Source organism: Desulfuromonas versatilis, assembly GCF_019704135.1.
Lineage (GTDB): Bacteria > Desulfobacterota > Desulfuromonadia > Desulfuromonadales > NIT-T3 > Desulfuromonas_A > Desulfuromonas_A versatilis.
Window position 1 is genome coordinate 3,882,264 of sequence record NZ_AP024355.1, and the last position, 14,272, is coordinate 3,896,535.

Sequence of the window (14,272 nt, forward strand, 5' to 3'; positions counted from 1 at the left end):
CGGAGCGCCTTGGGTTTTGCTTTTGACCTGCCCATCTCCCCCCGACAGGGGTCAGTAGCGCTTCAACCCCAGCATCTGCCTGAGGGCGTGCTGGGCGATCATGGGGTTTTCCTTGAGCCGGCGCCTGGAATAAGGGAGCCAGGATTCGCCGAAGGGGACGTAGACCCGCAGGCGGTGGCCGGCATCGACGATGATCCTGCGCAGCTCCTCGTCGACCCCGAGCAGCATCTGGAATTCGTAGTCCTCGCGCTTGAGGCCGTAGTTCTCGATCAGGCGCAGCGCCTCGAAGACCAGCTTCTCGTCGTGGGTGGCGATGCCCACGTAGGCCTTGTTCTGGAACATCTTGTCCAGGCAGTGGACGAAGCTGCGGTTGATCACCGCGGGGTCCTTGTAGGCCGCGCTGCGCGGCTCGTTGTAGATCCCCTTGCAGAGCCGGAAATTCATCGGCTGATCGGAAAGCGACTCGATGTCGGCGGGGGTGCGCCGCAGGTAGGACTGCAGCACCACGCCGACCCGCCCGGGGAACTCTTCGCGCAGCCGGCGGTAGAAATCGATGGTGTCGTCGGTGCAGGAGATGTCCTCCATGTCGATGCGCACGAAGTTCTGGTACCGGTCGGCCAGGGCGACGATCTCGCGGATGTTGGCGAAGGCCTGCTGCTTGTCGAGCAGCAGCCCCATCTGGGTCGGTTTGAGCGAGAGGTTGGCGTCGAGTTTCTCGCGGTCGATGGCGTGCAGGATCTCCAGGCACTGCTCCTTGAAGCCGCGGGCCTGGTCGAGGGTGGTGATGAATTCGCCGAGCACGTCGATGGTGCTCATGATCCCCTGGCTGTTGAATTCCCGGGTGACGTTGACCGCGTCCTGGAGCTTCTCCCCGGCGATGTAGTCCCGGGCGAAGTAGCCCACCATGGGGCCGGGGATGTGCATGATGGTCTTGCTGACGAGCAGGTTGAAGAGCGACATGGTGGTCACCTCGGGTAAGGGGCGGTCTCGGCTGGGGATCCTGGCTCCCCTCCCCCGCGGGGGGAGGGGAGCATCACGGCTGCCTTATTTCTCGTTCATGAAGGGGTATTCGAAGGCGACCGGCGCGTCGAAGGTCTCCTTGACGGTGCGCGGGGTCACCCAGCGCATCAGGTTCAGGGGGCTGCCCGCCTTGTCGTTGGTCCCCGAGGCGCGCGAGCCGCCGAAGGGCTGCTGGCCGACCACGGCGCCGGTCGGCTTGTCGTTGATGTAGAAGTTGCCGGCGGCGTTCTCCAGCTTGGCCAGGGCCAGGCTGACCGCTTCGCGCTCGCGGGCGAAGATCGCCCCGGTCAGCCCGTAGGCCGAGCTCTGGTCGCAGAGCTCGAGGGCCTCCTCGTAGCTCTCCTTGTCGTAGACGTAGATGGTGAGCACCGGGCCGAAGATCTCCTCGACCATGGTCTTGAAGCGGGGGGTTTTGGCCAGGATCACGGTGGGCTCGATGAAGTAGCCCTTGCTGTCGTCGTAGCCGCCGCCGATGATGATCTCGGCGTCCTCGGACTTCTTCGCGTAGTCGATGTAGCCGGTGATGTCGCGGAAGGCCCCCTTGTCGATGACCGCGTTGACCAGGTTGGTGAAGTCGCTGGGCGGCCCCATCTTGACCCTGGACAGCTGCTCTTCCAGCCCCTTGCGCACCCCGCCCCAGAGCGAGGCGGGGATGTAGGCGCGCGAAGCGGCCGAGCACTTCTGCCCCTGGTACTCGAAGGCGCCGCGCACCAGCGCGGTCACCAACCGGGGGACATCGGCCGACTCGTGGGCGAAGACGAAGTCCTTGCCGCCGGTCTCGCCGACGATGCGCGGGTAGCCCTTGTAGCGGGCGATGTTCTCGCCGACGGTTTTCCACATCTCCTGGAAAACGGCGGTGCTGCCGGTAAAGTGGATCCCCGCCAGGTTGGGGTCCTTGAGGACGATCTCGCCCATCTGGGCGCCGCGCCCCGGGATGAAGTTGATCACGCCGTCGGGCAGTCCGGCCTCCCGGAGGATCTGCATGAACAGCCAGGGGGTGTAGACGCAGGAGGAAGCAGGCTTCCACAACGCCACGTTGCCCATGATAGCCGGAGCGGTGGGCAGGTTGCCGGCGATGGCGGTGAAGTTGAAAGGGGTCACCGCGAAGACGAACCCTTCCAGGGGCCGGTGCTGGACGAAGTTCCAGACGCCCCGGGAGTGGTGCAGGGGCTGCTCCTCGTAAATCTTCGAGGCGTAATAGACGTTGAAGCGCAGAAAGTCGATGAGTTCGCAGGCCGCGTCGATTTCGGCCTGGAAGGCGTTCTTGCTGGTCGACTGCATGGAGGCGGCGTTCATCAGGTGGCGGTACTTGCCGGCCAGCAGGTCGGCGGCCTTGAGGAAGATCGCCGCGCGCTCCTCCCAGCGCAGCTGCTGCCAGCGCTTGCGGGCTTCGAGGGCGGCCGCGATGGCCTGCTTGATTTCGGCCTCGCCGGCGATGTGATACTCGGCGAGCACATGCTGATGGTCATGGGGCATCACCACCTTGCCGAGGTTGCCGGTACGCACCTCCTTGCCGCCGATGACCAGGGGGATCTCGAGCTGCTTCCCGGCGATCTCCTCCAGGGCCGCCTTGAGCCTGGCCCGCTCCGGGGTGCCGGGGGCGTAGCTCAACTGGGGCTCGTTCTGGGGGAAGGGGACCTTGATGACGGCGTTGTTCATAAGATGCATGGTTCACCTCTTTGATGGCGGGTTTCACCTCTCCCGGCCGGCGGTGAAGCCACCGGCAAGGTTAAGTGATTTATATGATATACCTGCCGCGGTGCGCTTCGCAATTGGCCACCCGGGCAGGCGGGGCGATGGTTCTGCCGACAGCTGGGAATTAAGAGCAAAGGCGATGCCAAATGCCGTTTTGCCCCCTGAAGGGCCCTCGCCGCAGGCCACGGCGGCACCCGTTCCCGCCTGGGCCGCACCTGCGTTTGAAAGGGCCGGCGGGCAGCGGCCGGGCGGGCCTCGGCCGGAGACTGCCCGGGAGGGGAATTTCAGCGTCCGGATTTCCCAACATCGAAAACCAGTTTACCAGAAGCAAACCGACGGCCAAATTTATTCACTTTTGAATAAACAGTCTGCGAGCGGGGAGGCGTCGGGAAGAGGATCAGGAGATGCCGTACTTCTTGAGTTTACGGGCGATGGTGGGCTGGCTGACGCCCAGGGCCGCGGCGATTTCGTCCTGGTTTCTGGCGCGGCCGGCCGCCTTGACCAGCACCGCGCGCTCGGCGCTCTCGATGATCTGGTTCAGCGACATCTGCTCGGGCCAGTCCGGCGGCAGCGGGCCTTCCAGGGCGGCCCGCTTGATGATGTTGCCCGGCAAATCGGGCAGGTCGATGATCTCGGTTTCGGACATGACCACCAGGCGTTCGCAGAGGTTCATCAGTTCGCGGACGTTGCCCGGGTAATGATAGCTGAGCAGGGCATCGGAGGCGGCCCGGGTAAGCCGCTTGATGATGCCGGCCCGGGCGCCGAACAGCTCGAGGTAGTGGCGCGCCAGCGGCAGGATGCAGTCGCGGCGCTCGCGAAGTGCCGGAACGTGCAGGGGGATGACGTTGAGGCGGTAGAACAGGTCGAAGCGAAACGCCCCCTGCTCCACCATCTCTTCGAGGTTGCGGTGGGTGGCGGCGAGGATGCGCACATCGACCTTTTTGCTCTTGGTAGCGCCTAGCCGGGTGATGCGCCCGTCCTCGAGAAAGCGCAGCAGCTTGACCTGCGAGGAGAGCGGCAGCTCGGCGATCTCGTCGAGGAACAGGATGCCGCCGTCGGCCAGTTCGAAATGCCCGGGCTTGCCCCCGGCCTGGGCGCCGGTAAAGGCCCCCTTTTCGTAGCCGAACAGTTCCGACTCGATGAGGGATTCGGGGATCGCACCGCAGTTGATCTTGATCAGCGGCTTTTCGGCGCGCCGGGAATTCTTGTGGATCAGGTCGGCGATCAGGCCCTTGCCGACCCCCGACTCCCCGGTGAGCAGCACCGAGGAGTCGGCGCTGCTCACCTTGAGGGCCTGGCGCAGCGCCTTGATGATGCTCGGGCTCTTGGCGATGATCGGGTTCGCTTCCAGCTCCAGTTGCTGCATCTCCAGCATCTGATGCCGGATCTGGTCCTTGAGCGCCTGCTGCTCCTCGAGCTGGCGCTGCAGCCGGTCCATCTCGGTGATGTCGCGTTCGCTGACCACCACCCGCGCCAGCCGCCCCTGCTCGTCGAACACCGGCGTCCCGGTGGAGATCAGCTTGCGGTTGTTGTGGTTGTGCTGCAGCAGGCTGACCACCCTGCGCTCGCGAATCGCCTCGAGCGCCGCGGAGCGGTCGACGAAGCCGCGGCTGATCAGCTCGTCCATCCTGCGCCCCACCACCTCGTCGGCGCTGATCTTGTTGATCCGCTCGCTGGCCGGGTTGATGCGGATCACGGTCCCCTCGGCATCGCAGATCCACAGCCCGTCGGAGGACGAATCGATGATGGCGTCCAGTTCGCCAAGCGCCTGGTCCATGCCGTGGCTGGCGAGCAGCAGGCACAACCAGGCCCCGGGGGCCGAGTCGGAACCGATGGGGCTCAGCCAGGCCAGGTAGCTGGCGCCGCCCACCTCCACCGGCGCCAGGCGCCGGCCGCCGGCCGCCATGGCGCTGCGGATGTCGGGCCACAGCTCGGGCAGCAGGCTGTCGATTGCCGCCTCGGGTCCCGCCCCGGCCACCTCGGCAAACAGGCCCGTGGCGAGCAGGCTCCGGCCCTCGGCATCGACGACCAGCGCCCCTTCGCCGGCAGCCTCGACCACCGCGGCCATCAGCTCGGCGGCGGCCGGCAGCCCTGGCGGCATTCTGTTCGGGATATTATTTTGTGGCATTTCGCTGGCCCGGCTCCTGTCGGGATGGATGAAGAATTGCAATTATACAGGAGTGAATGGCAATATTCAATATTGCATAAGGATCCACCGGGACACGCTGCGCCGCACCGCCGACTTCGCGCCCTCCAAAGCGGCCTGGATCAGGGATGGGTGCCCGCAACAGGCTGTTATTTCAGCACCCCCAGGCCGCTCCCGCCTCCCTGCCGGCCAGGTCCTGGCTAAAGCGGGAATAAAGTCCAACCTTGGCCCGGTTGGTGCAGAGCCGCCGGTAAATGCCAATCACTCAATGACGAGGTAAACAGCATGGGTCCAGACCAGATTCAGTCGCTTGTCCATGAAGACCAGTCCCTGCAGGTAGGGTCCGAGGTCACCGCCTATTGGACGGCGGCGGGTTTCACTTATCACGCCCGGGCCAGGGTCGCCGCGCTCACCCGCAAACGGGTCAGCGTCGTGCTGCTGGAAAACGCCGGTCGCCACGGCGAGTATCCGCTGGGCCGCACCATCGAACTGCCCCGCATCGCCGATTCCAGCGATTGGTCTTCCGAGTCCTGCGTCCGCATGTGGCGGGAACCGGCACGGATTTACGGCTGATTTCTTTCAGGTTGCTTAAACGGCAAAGGGCCGGTCGTGATGACCGGCCCTTTGCCGTTTTTATCGGCCGCTTTTTATCAGACCGATCGGACGGATCCGTCGGATCGGACGCAGCCGAGGCAGAAGCCCTCTCAGAACTACTTCTGACCAAGCTCCCGTGAGCGCCTTGAGGCCGCCGAGACCGCTTCCATCAGCGTGGCGCGCAGGCCGCGCTCCTCGAGCACCCGCACCGCGGCGATGGTCGTCCCGCCGGGGGAGCAGACCTGGTCACGCAGCAGCGCGGGGTGCTCCCTGGTCTCCTTGGCGAGCAGGGCCGAGCCGAGCACGGTCTGCACCGCCAGAGCCAGGGCCACATCCTTGCGCAGCCCCTCCTGCACCCCGCCGTCGGCGAGGGCCTCGATGACCGTGAACACGTAGCCGGGCCCCGACCCGGAGAGGCCGGTCACCGCATCCATCTGGCTCTCCTCCACCACCTGCACGATCCCCACCGACTCGAACAGCTTGCGCGCGACCTGCAGATCGTCCTTGGTGGCGAACCGGCCGCGGCACAGGGCCGTGGCTCCCATGCCGACCAGGGCCGGGGTGTTGGGCATGGCGCGAACCACCCGGGGCGAATCGTTCAAAAACTTCTCCAGGCTGGCGGTGGATACCCCGGCGGCGATGGAGATGAGAATCTTATCCTTGGTGAACGCGCCGCTGATCTCGCCGAGCACCTCCTCGGCGATCTGCGGTTTGACGGCCAGAAAGATGGTGTCGCAGGCCTTGACCAGCGAGGCGTTGTCCTCCTCGGCCCTGACCCCGTAGGCTTCCACCACGTGATCCCGGCGCTGTTCGTTGGGCTCCGAGACGTGAATTTCCGAAATGGGCAGCCCGGCCTTGATCACCCCCTTGATGAAGGCCTCGGCCATGTTGCCGCCACCGATAAATCCGATTTTTCCCACTGATTCCATGCTGGTGATCCTTTCCGTAACTGCAGGCTCCATCCGGCCCCGGCATGGCTGCCCGGCGGCAGCCGCCCGGCCGGAAGTTTTCCTAGTAAATAGAAAAGATTAACCCCTGTCAAGTGCGGCGAAATCCGGGGCGGGTTCGGTCCTAAAAAAATGATTGACAGGGGGGCTGAACCGGAGTATAAATCCGCCCCGTTCCAACAAGCCACTAAACAGCAAGTTTAAAAATGGTAAACTTGGCTTCTGACATTTGGTTTACCATTGCTAAACCCTGGAGAGACTCGTGAAAATCGGGGAGAAACTCAAAAAGCTGCGCCTGTCCAACTCGCTCACCCAGGAGGAACTGGCCAGCCGGGCCGACCTGACCAAGGGATATATCTCCCAGTTGGAGAACGACGCGACCTCCCCTTCGATCAGCACCCTCAAGGATCTGCTCGACGTGCTGGGGGTATCGATTTCCGAATTTTTCGCCCAGAGTCCGGAGCTCGAGGTGGTGTTCGGCGAACAGCGCCGGGTGGTGGCTTCGGAGGAAGGTGGGCTGAAGGTCGAGCTGCTGGTCCCGGGGGCGCAGAACCGCACCATGGACCCGGCCCTGGTGACCCTGCTTCCCGGCGAGGCGATGGACGAGCAGCCCTTTCACGAGGGCGAGGAGTTCGGCTTCGTGCTGGCCGGGCGCGTCGAACTGATCCTCGACGGCAAGAGCCACCTGGTGCGCCGGGACGAGTGCTTCTATTTCCCCTCGGACCGCCGCCACCAGGTGCGCAACCCCGGCAAGACCCCGGCGAGGATCCTCTGGGTGGTCTCGCCGCCGACGTTTTTCTGTTAGAAACAGTATCCAGGAGTCTGGATTCTTCTTTTTTCAAGAAAGGAACCAAGCCATGAAATCTCTCGGTCAGCAGATTGTCGCCGAATTCTACGAGTGCGATTGCGAAGTTCTCAACGATCCCCAACAAATCGAGGAGATCATGTGCGACGCGGCCCTGGCCGCCGGCGCCACCATCGTCACCAAGACCTTCCACACCTTCAGCCCCCACGGGGTCTCCGGTGCGGTGATCATCGCCGAGAGCCACCTGGCCATCCACACCTGGCCCGAGTACGGCTACGCCGCCGTCGACCTGTTCACCTGCGGCGACACAGTGCAGCCCGAAGTGGCCTACCGGGTGCTGAAGGAGGGGATGAAATCCCGCCGCGCCTCGACCATGGAGATGAAGCGCGGCCAGCTCGAGGTGGTCGGCGAGCTGACCCACAAGCCGGTGGAACTGAAGCAGGCGGTCTGACCAGGGCTTGGTCATTCGGCTATTTACTGGTAAGGTTAGACGGTGGTTTCGGGTTGAGGTTGTTTTTCCAGCGAAACCAGATTAACCACCCGCTCGCGATGCTCGCTGAGGGACACGAAGCGCACGAAGAAAGGCCAAGGACCTTTTATCGTTTCACTTCGTGTTCTTCGTGACCTTCGCGGTGCATATACAATATAGATCGGTGGGCAAATCCCACCCTGCGATCCAGGAGTTTGTCATGGACCTGTGGTACACCGAAAAGCACAGCGAAAACGTCGGCATCACCATGAAGGTGAGCAAAACCCTCTTTTCCGGCCAGAGCGAGTTCCAGGCGCTCGAGATCGTCGACACCCTGGAGTACGGGCGGATGATGCTGCTCGACGGGCTGGTCATGGTCACCGAGCGCGACGAGTTCGTCTATCACGACATGATCACCCACCCGGCGCTGTTCACCCACCCCAACCCGAAGAAGGTGCTGGTGATCGGCGGCGGCGACGGCGGCACCATCCGCGAGATCATGAAGCACAAGGGGGTCGAGCTGGCGGTGCTCTGCGAGATCGACGGGCTGGTCATCGACAAGTCCATCGAGCTGCTCCCCTCCATGGCCTGCGAGATCGACGGCAGCAACCCCCGGGTCAAGCTGCACGTGGACGACGGCATCGCCTACATCCGCGACCACCAGGACGAGTTCGACCTGATCCTGGTCGACTCCACCGACCCCATCGGCCCCGCCGAAGGGCTGTTCGAGGAGGACTTCTACCGCATGGTGTTCGGCGCCTTGAAGAAGGACGGGATCATGGTCGCCCAGAGCGAATCCCCCTTCTACCACGCCGACATCCAGAAGAGCATGTACAAGAACCTGCGGGCGGTCTTCCCCATCGTGGAGATGTACCAGGCGTTCATCCCCACCTACCCCAGCGGCTTCTGGAGCTTCGCCTTCGCCAGCAAGCAGTACCACCCGGTCAGGGACTTCGACCGCGAGCGCGCCGCCAAGCGGGATTTCTACACCAAGTACTACAACGAAGACCTGCACCTGGGCGCTTTCATGCTGCCGACCTTCGCCAAGGAGAACATCGCGGAGAAATAATCGGGCGATAAAATCAAGGGCGAACACATAGGTTCGCCCCTACATCGGACCGATCCCGGTAGGGGCGAACCTGCGTGTTCGCCCTTGCCCCGTTTAAACCGCCCCTACCATCCCAGGAGAACCGCCTCGATGAACCCCAGGCAGATGACCACTTGGACCACTGAAGATTCGGCCAGGCTCTACCGCATCCGCGACTGGGGCGCCGGGTATTTCGACCTCTCGGACAAGGGCGAGGTGACCGCCAAGGTCGGCTTCCCCGCCGGCGAGGTGCAGGTTTCGCTGATGGACATCGTCTCGGGGATCGGCGAGCGCGGGCTGCAGATGCCGCTGCTGCTGCGCATCGAGAACCTGCTCGATGCGCGCATCGCCCTGCTCAACGAATCGTTCCGCGCCGCCATGGCGCGCCAGGGCTACCAGGGGAGCTACCAGGGGGTTTTCCCCATCAAGGTCAACCAGCAGCGCCAGGTCATCGAGGAGATCGCCAGGTTCGGCGCCCGCTACGGCCACGGCCTCGAGGCCGGCAGCAAGGCCGAACTGGTCATCGCCCTCTCCACGCTGCCGGGCAACGGCAGCGTGGTGGTCTGCAACGGCTACAAGGACCGCGAGTTCATCGACCTGGGGCTGCGCTCGCTCAAGCTCGGCTACCGCTGCATCTTCGTCATCGAGACCCCCACCGAGCTGCCGATCATCCTCGAGCGCAGCAAGGCCCTGGGCATCCGCCCGCTGATCGGCATGCGCGCCAAGCTCGCCACCACCGTCGGCGGCCACTGGAACAAGACCAGCGGCGACCGCAGCATCTTCGGCCTGACCACCAGCCAGCTCATCGAGGTGGTCGACGAGCTCAAGGCCCAGGGCATGCTCGACTGCCTGCAACTGCTGCACTGCCACCTGGGCTCGCAGATCCCCAACATCCGCGACATCCGCTCGGCGGTGATGGAGGCCTGCCGCTACTACATCAACCTGGTCCGCGAGGGGGCCCCCATGGGGTTTCTGGACCTGGGCGGCGGCCTGGCGGTGGACTATCTCGGCTCGCGGGCCAACCACACCCAGTCGATGAACTACACCATCGACGAGTACAGCGCCGCCATCGTCGAGGTGGTCATGGAGACCCTCGACGCCAACCAGGTGCCCCACCCGACCATCGTCACCGAGTCCGGGCGCCCCACCGTGGCCTACTACTCGCTGCTGCTGTTCAACATCTTCGACGTCACCCACTTCGAGGCGGGCGCCCTGCCTTCGACGCCGCCGCCCGACGAGAACCCGCTGATCCACCACCTCTACGAGGTCCTCGAGCGGCTCGCCGCCGGCAACCTGCAGCAGTGCTACAACAAGACCTGCTTCTACCGCGACGAGATTCGCGAGCAGTTCAAACGCGGCCAGGTCTCGCTGCGCACCCGCTCGCTGGCCGAGAACCTGATCCTCGAGATCCTCCAGCGCATCCTCGCCATTCTCGAGAAAAACGGCGAGACGCCCCCCGAGCTCGAGGGGCTGCGCGAGCAGCTGGCCGACATCTACTACGGCAACCTCAGCGTCTTCCAGTCGCTGCCCGACCACTGGGCCATCGGCCAGGTGTTCCCGGTGATGCCGATCCACCGCCTCGGCGAGCGCCCCAGCCGCGAGGCGATCATCGCCGACATCACCTGCGACAGCGACGGGCGCATCGACAACTTCATCGATGTGCACGGCACCCGCAAGACGTTGCCGCTGCACCCGCTGAAGGACGGCGAGGAGTACTATCTCGGCGTGTTCCTGGTCGGCGCCTACCAGGAGACCCTGGGCGATCTGCACAACCTGTTCGGCGACACCAACGTGGTCAGCGTGCGCATCAACGAAGACGGCAGCTTCGACCTGACCCGCGAGGACCAGGGCGACAGCATCGCCGACATCCTCGGCTACGTGCAGTACAACGCCAAGGAGCTGTTCGAGCGTTTCCGCAAGCTGGCCGAGCAGGGCGTACGCCAGGGCAGCCTCAGCATCGCCGAGCGCCAGGAGATCCTCGAGTGCTTCGCGGCCGGGCTGCGCGGGTATACCTATTTTGAGAGGTAGAACAAGGACACATTAGTCACCACGAAGAGCACGAAGGACACGAAGAAAGGCCCTTAAAGCCTTTTTTCCTTCGTGTCCTTCGTGTCCTTCGTGGTTAATGGCTTTTGCCCCTTCAGGCCGTCAAGAAGACAACCCTCCGACCCTGTGGTAGACTTCTTCGTGTTTTATCTTCTTTTTTCCAGGGAGGAAACCGGATGACCAAGCAGGAACTGGCCAAGTTTGATGGACGCGAGGGGCGCAAGGCCTATGTCGCGGTGAGCGGGAAAATCTACGATGTGACCGCCAGCGCCCTCTGGGAGAACGGCGACCACCAGGGGCTGCACGCCGCCGGCGGCGACCTGACCGAGGAGCTCAAGACCGCCCCCCACGTGCGATCGGTGGTGGAGCGTTTTCCGGTGGTCGGAACGCTGGATGAGGAGCCGCCGCCGAAGAAGAAAAAGTGGGGGTTGTTCTGAGAGCCCCTGAAATCTGCAGCTGACAGCGAAAAGGCCGTTTCCGGTGGGAAGCGGCCTTTCTGTTTTCCGGGGCAGCGGTTCAAACCACCCTCACCCCTGCCCTCTCCCTTAGGGAGAGGGGGCGAAGCTACTGCACCGACTCGCGCAGGTAGATCAGGCGGGAATTCCCCTTGTAGATGCCGAAGCTGGCGCGGGAGCTGGGGCCGTCGTCGTGGCTGCCGTCGCCGTCCCAGTCGTAGCGCAGCCAGAACAGGCTGCTCAGGTCGGCGCCGAGATCGACGTAGCCGTCCCCACCCGATCCGGGGGCGGAGAGCGCAAGAGGGGCGGCGCCGCCGGCGAAGGGGCCGAGGCTGGCGCTGGTGGTGTTGGGGCTGCTCAGGTTGACCTGGAGGGGATTGAGGCCGGTGGTCGCCCCGGCAGGACTGGAGAGCAGCAGCTGCCCCAGCGGCAGGCTGGTGCAGAAATCGCCGCCGTTGGCGACGAACACCCCTCCGGCATAGTGCTGGGCGGTAAAGGGCACCGGCAGGTTGGCCAATTCGGAGCCGAAGGCGTTCTGCAGGGCGAGCCGACCCCAGCGCATCGATTTGCCGTTGTCGAAAGCGATGCCGCCGCCGGGGGTCGCCGAACCGAAGGCGGCGGGATTGCTCCCATAGGCAATGCCGTCGCTGTCCGCCACGTTGATGCTCAGGGCGATCTCGGCAGCAAAGGGTTCGACGGGTGCAGCCCGGGTGAAGGCCAGCCCGCCCCCCGAGCCGAAGGTCAAAGTGCCGATGCCACCGCCCGAATCTGTGATGACAGGATCGACCGGCGGCAGCAGACCGGTATCGAGGGAGCCCGTTGCGCTGGCGTAGACCGGGGCGCCGAGGCTGGCGTTGGTGATCTTCCACCAGGCCCCGGTGTACTTGCCGGTGGTGGCGTTCTGCTTGTTCTGGGCGGTGACGGTCAGCACCGGCGGGCTGAAGTAGCCGAAGGGCTGGCCGAGGTAGGTGAAGCCGCCCGCGGCGCAGGCGGTGCCGAACTGGGGGGTGTTGGCGGCCACGGCGAAATGATGGGGGGTGAAGCGCCCCACCCGCGCGCTGGTGCCGGTCACGTTGAACCCGGGGGCCAGGTAGTCGGCGGCCACCGCCTGCAGGGTGACGTTGCCGACCTCGGCATACTGGACGTTGTTGACCGTGGCGATTCCGCCGGCGAAGCTGGCCGCGGGGATCGCCCCGTTGACCAGGCCGCCCGGCGCCCCGATGGCCGGTTCGAAGGGGGCGACGGGGGTCAGCGCCACGTTGTTGCTGAAATTGGGGGTCAGCGTGCCGTCGGCGCAGGTCGCCCGGACCTGGACGAAAAAGTCCTCTCCCGCCGGCCAGCGGGGGTTGCCGACGGACCCGGCGTTATCCAGCGGGGTAACCCCGTCGGTAGTGGCCTGCACCCGCAGCTGTGGCGGGCGCACGACGAAGGTGTCGACCCCGGTCATCACCAGGCCGGCCTCCTCGCCGCTGCCTACGTAGCGGGCATTGAGCTGCATCCGGCCGGCATCGGCGTAGCTCACCGCCAGGGTGCTGCGGGCGTTGGCGTCGAAGTTGAGGGTCACCCCGGTGCCCGGGGCGCCTGTGGAAAGGTTGCTGCCGTTGAGCACCAGCGGGCGGGTTCCGGTCGCCGGCGCCAGGTAGCCGGACCAGAAACTCACCGTCTTCGACTGATTGGCAAAGCCCCCGGCCGCCACGCACTGCTGGCTCGTGTTGTCCTTGCGCACCGCGCTGATGGTCAGGTTGCCCGAACCCTGGCAGGAGTTCAGGTCGGGGACATCGAATATGAACCCCGAATCGAAGAACTCCATCCCGCAGCTGGCGAGCACCCCGCCCTGATAGCACTGGACGGGATTGGCCGCCGCCGGGCTGGCCGAGGCGACGCTCAGGGTGACGACCCCCGGGGTGTTCCTGCGCAGTTCGTAGGTGGCCACCCCGCCGTTGAGGGTCTTGGCGTCCCCGCCGATCCACCCCGTGGGGGAGAGGGTCAGGTTGACCGGGCTGGTGTAGAGCAGCGAACAGGCCGCGTTTTGGCACGCCCGCACGGTAACGCTGGCGCGCTGGCAGGTCAGGCCGCTGCCGGTGTGTTCGAGGCGAAAATGGTCAACCGAAGCAGCCGGAGCGGTGATGGTCCCCTTGGCGTAATGGTTGAGGAGCAGCAGGCCGTTCTGGCTGAACAGGTTGAGCCAGAAGAAAACCCCGGGGGCCGACGCCGATCCGGCGAGGCTCGGCACGCTCACCGTGGCCTGGGTGGCGCCGGCGGCGAAATTGACCGTCCCGGTTCGGGCTGTGTAGTCGACCCCGGCAATAGCCGTATCGTCTATGGTCCGGTAGCTCAGCGACTCGCCCCCGGTGGCCGGACGGTCGAGCTGCAGGACGAACACCAGGGATTGTCCCTTGGCAGCGGAGACCTCGGCGACGCTCACCCGGGGCAGGTTGGCCGAACCCTCGTTGGGATTTCCCGGGGTCTCCTGCCCCGAATTGCCCGAGCTCAGTTCGGTCCAGGGGCCGTTGCCGTCGGGGTTGCGAGTCAGGGAGAAGCTGTTGGTGTTGCCGGTCCAGGTGGTCGCGAAGGGGAAGGAGCCACACTGGCCGGCCTGGACCGAATGGTTGTTGACGTTCAGGTAGTCGATGACGTTGCCCGCGCCGTCCTTGAGAATGACATCTAGCCGGTTCTTGCTGAAATCGAGCTGATCCCTGCTGACCCCGGTGTAGAGCACCAGGTAGGGTCCGAATTTCTGGGCCGAGGACAGGGAGAGGTTGCCGGTGCAGCCCTGCCCCTGGGTGCAGACCTGCAGCGTCCAGGTGCTGTAGGCCAGGGAGGTGTCGAGCAGCTTGACTTCGACGAAGGGGGGCGAGCCGCGGTAGAGCTCGTTGATGGTGGCGCGGCCCGAAAGCGACGAGCAGAGGGCCGAGGCCTGTCCGGGGGCAAGCCAGCTGCCCAGCACCATCGCCAGGGCAAAAATTGTCCAGGTGCAGCTTTGCAGCAAAGCGCGTTTCATCCCGCCT

At 64.8% G+C, this 14,272-nt stretch carries 11 protein-coding genes; 6 read left to right on the plus strand and 5 right to left on the minus strand.

Annotated elements, in window-relative coordinates; all coding sequences use genetic code 11:
* Nucleotides 1–51: 51 nt before the first annotated feature.
* From DESUT3_RS17480 to DESUT3_RS17490, 3 genes are all read right to left on the minus strand, one after another.
* The gene (locus DESUT3_RS17480) at nucleotides 52–960 is read right to left on the minus strand and encodes a proline dehydrogenase family protein (RefSeq protein WP_221249765.1); all 909 of its coding nucleotides are present in this window, start codon (nucleotides 958–960) and stop codon (nucleotides 52–54) included.
* Nucleotides 961–1,044: 84 nt separating this feature from the next.
* Entirely contained in the window at nucleotides 1,045–2,679 is a 1,635-nt protein-coding gene (gene pruA / locus DESUT3_RS17485) for an L-glutamate gamma-semialdehyde dehydrogenase (protein ID WP_404827055.1), read from the minus strand.
* A gap of 433 nt (nucleotides 2,680–3,112) precedes the next feature.
* The gene (locus DESUT3_RS17490; RefSeq protein ID WP_225911552.1) at nucleotides 3,113–4,843 is read right to left on the minus strand and encodes a sigma-54 interaction domain-containing protein; all 1,731 of its coding nucleotides are present in this window, start codon (nucleotides 4,841–4,843) and stop codon (nucleotides 3,113–3,115) included.
* A 303-nt stretch (nucleotides 4,844–5,146) separates the two neighbouring features.
* Between DESUT3_RS17490 and DESUT3_RS17495 the strand changes: the two genes are divergently transcribed.
* The gene (locus tag DESUT3_RS17495) at nucleotides 5,147–5,434 is read left to right on the plus strand and encodes a hypothetical protein (protein ID WP_221249767.1); all 288 of its coding nucleotides are present in this window, start codon (nucleotides 5,147–5,149) and stop codon (nucleotides 5,432–5,434) included.
* Between the two features lie 137 nt (nucleotides 5,435–5,571).
* Here the strand turns inward: DESUT3_RS17495 and proC are convergent, their stop codons facing one another.
* Nucleotides 5,572–6,384 carry a pyrroline-5-carboxylate reductase gene (gene proC, locus DESUT3_RS17500; RefSeq protein WP_221249768.1) on the minus strand — a complete coding sequence of 271 codons (813 nt, stop codon included), beginning with the start codon at nucleotides 6,382–6,384 and terminating at the stop codon, nucleotides 5,572–5,574.
* A 280-nt stretch (nucleotides 6,385–6,664) separates the two neighbouring features.
* On the opposite strand from proC, the gene DESUT3_RS17505 reads away from it, so the two are divergent.
* The 5 genes from DESUT3_RS17505 (at nucleotide 6,665) to DESUT3_RS17525 (ending at nucleotide 11,246) form a co-directional block, all read left to right on the plus strand.
* Entirely contained in the window at nucleotides 6,665–7,207 is a 543-nt protein-coding gene (locus tag DESUT3_RS17505) for a helix-turn-helix domain-containing protein (RefSeq protein WP_221249769.1), read from the plus strand.
* Between the two features lie 52 nt (nucleotides 7,208–7,259).
* Nucleotides 7,260–7,658 carry an adenosylmethionine decarboxylase gene (gene speD / locus DESUT3_RS17510; RefSeq protein WP_221249770.1) on the plus strand — a complete coding sequence of 133 codons (399 nt, stop codon included), beginning with the start codon at nucleotides 7,260–7,262 and terminating at the stop codon, nucleotides 7,656–7,658.
* A 238-nt stretch (nucleotides 7,659–7,896) separates the two neighbouring features.
* A complete protein-coding gene (gene speE / locus DESUT3_RS17515; protein ID WP_221249771.1) occupies nucleotides 7,897–8,745 on the plus strand; it encodes a polyamine aminopropyltransferase in 849 nt (282 codons plus the stop codon).
* A gap of 129 nt (nucleotides 8,746–8,874) precedes the next feature.
* Nucleotides 8,875–10,791, plus strand: coding sequence for a biosynthetic arginine decarboxylase (gene speA / locus DESUT3_RS17520; RefSeq protein WP_221249772.1), 1,917 nt, complete (start codon nucleotides 8,875–8,877; stop codon nucleotides 10,789–10,791).
* 194 nt (nucleotides 10,792–10,985) lie between these two features.
* Nucleotides 10,986–11,246, plus strand: coding sequence for a cytochrome b5 domain-containing protein (locus DESUT3_RS17525; RefSeq protein ID WP_221249773.1), 261 nt, complete (start codon nucleotides 10,986–10,988; stop codon nucleotides 11,244–11,246).
* A gap of 127 nt (nucleotides 11,247–11,373) precedes the next feature.
* Here DESUT3_RS17525 and DESUT3_RS17530 read toward each other — a convergent pair whose 3' ends face one another.
* Nucleotides 11,374–14,265 (minus strand): DUF6701 domain-containing protein, encoded by a 2,892-nt coding sequence (locus DESUT3_RS17530; protein WP_221249774.1) that lies wholly within the window; start codon nucleotides 14,263–14,265, stop codon nucleotides 11,374–11,376.
* Nucleotides 14,266–14,272 lie beyond the last annotated feature (7 nt).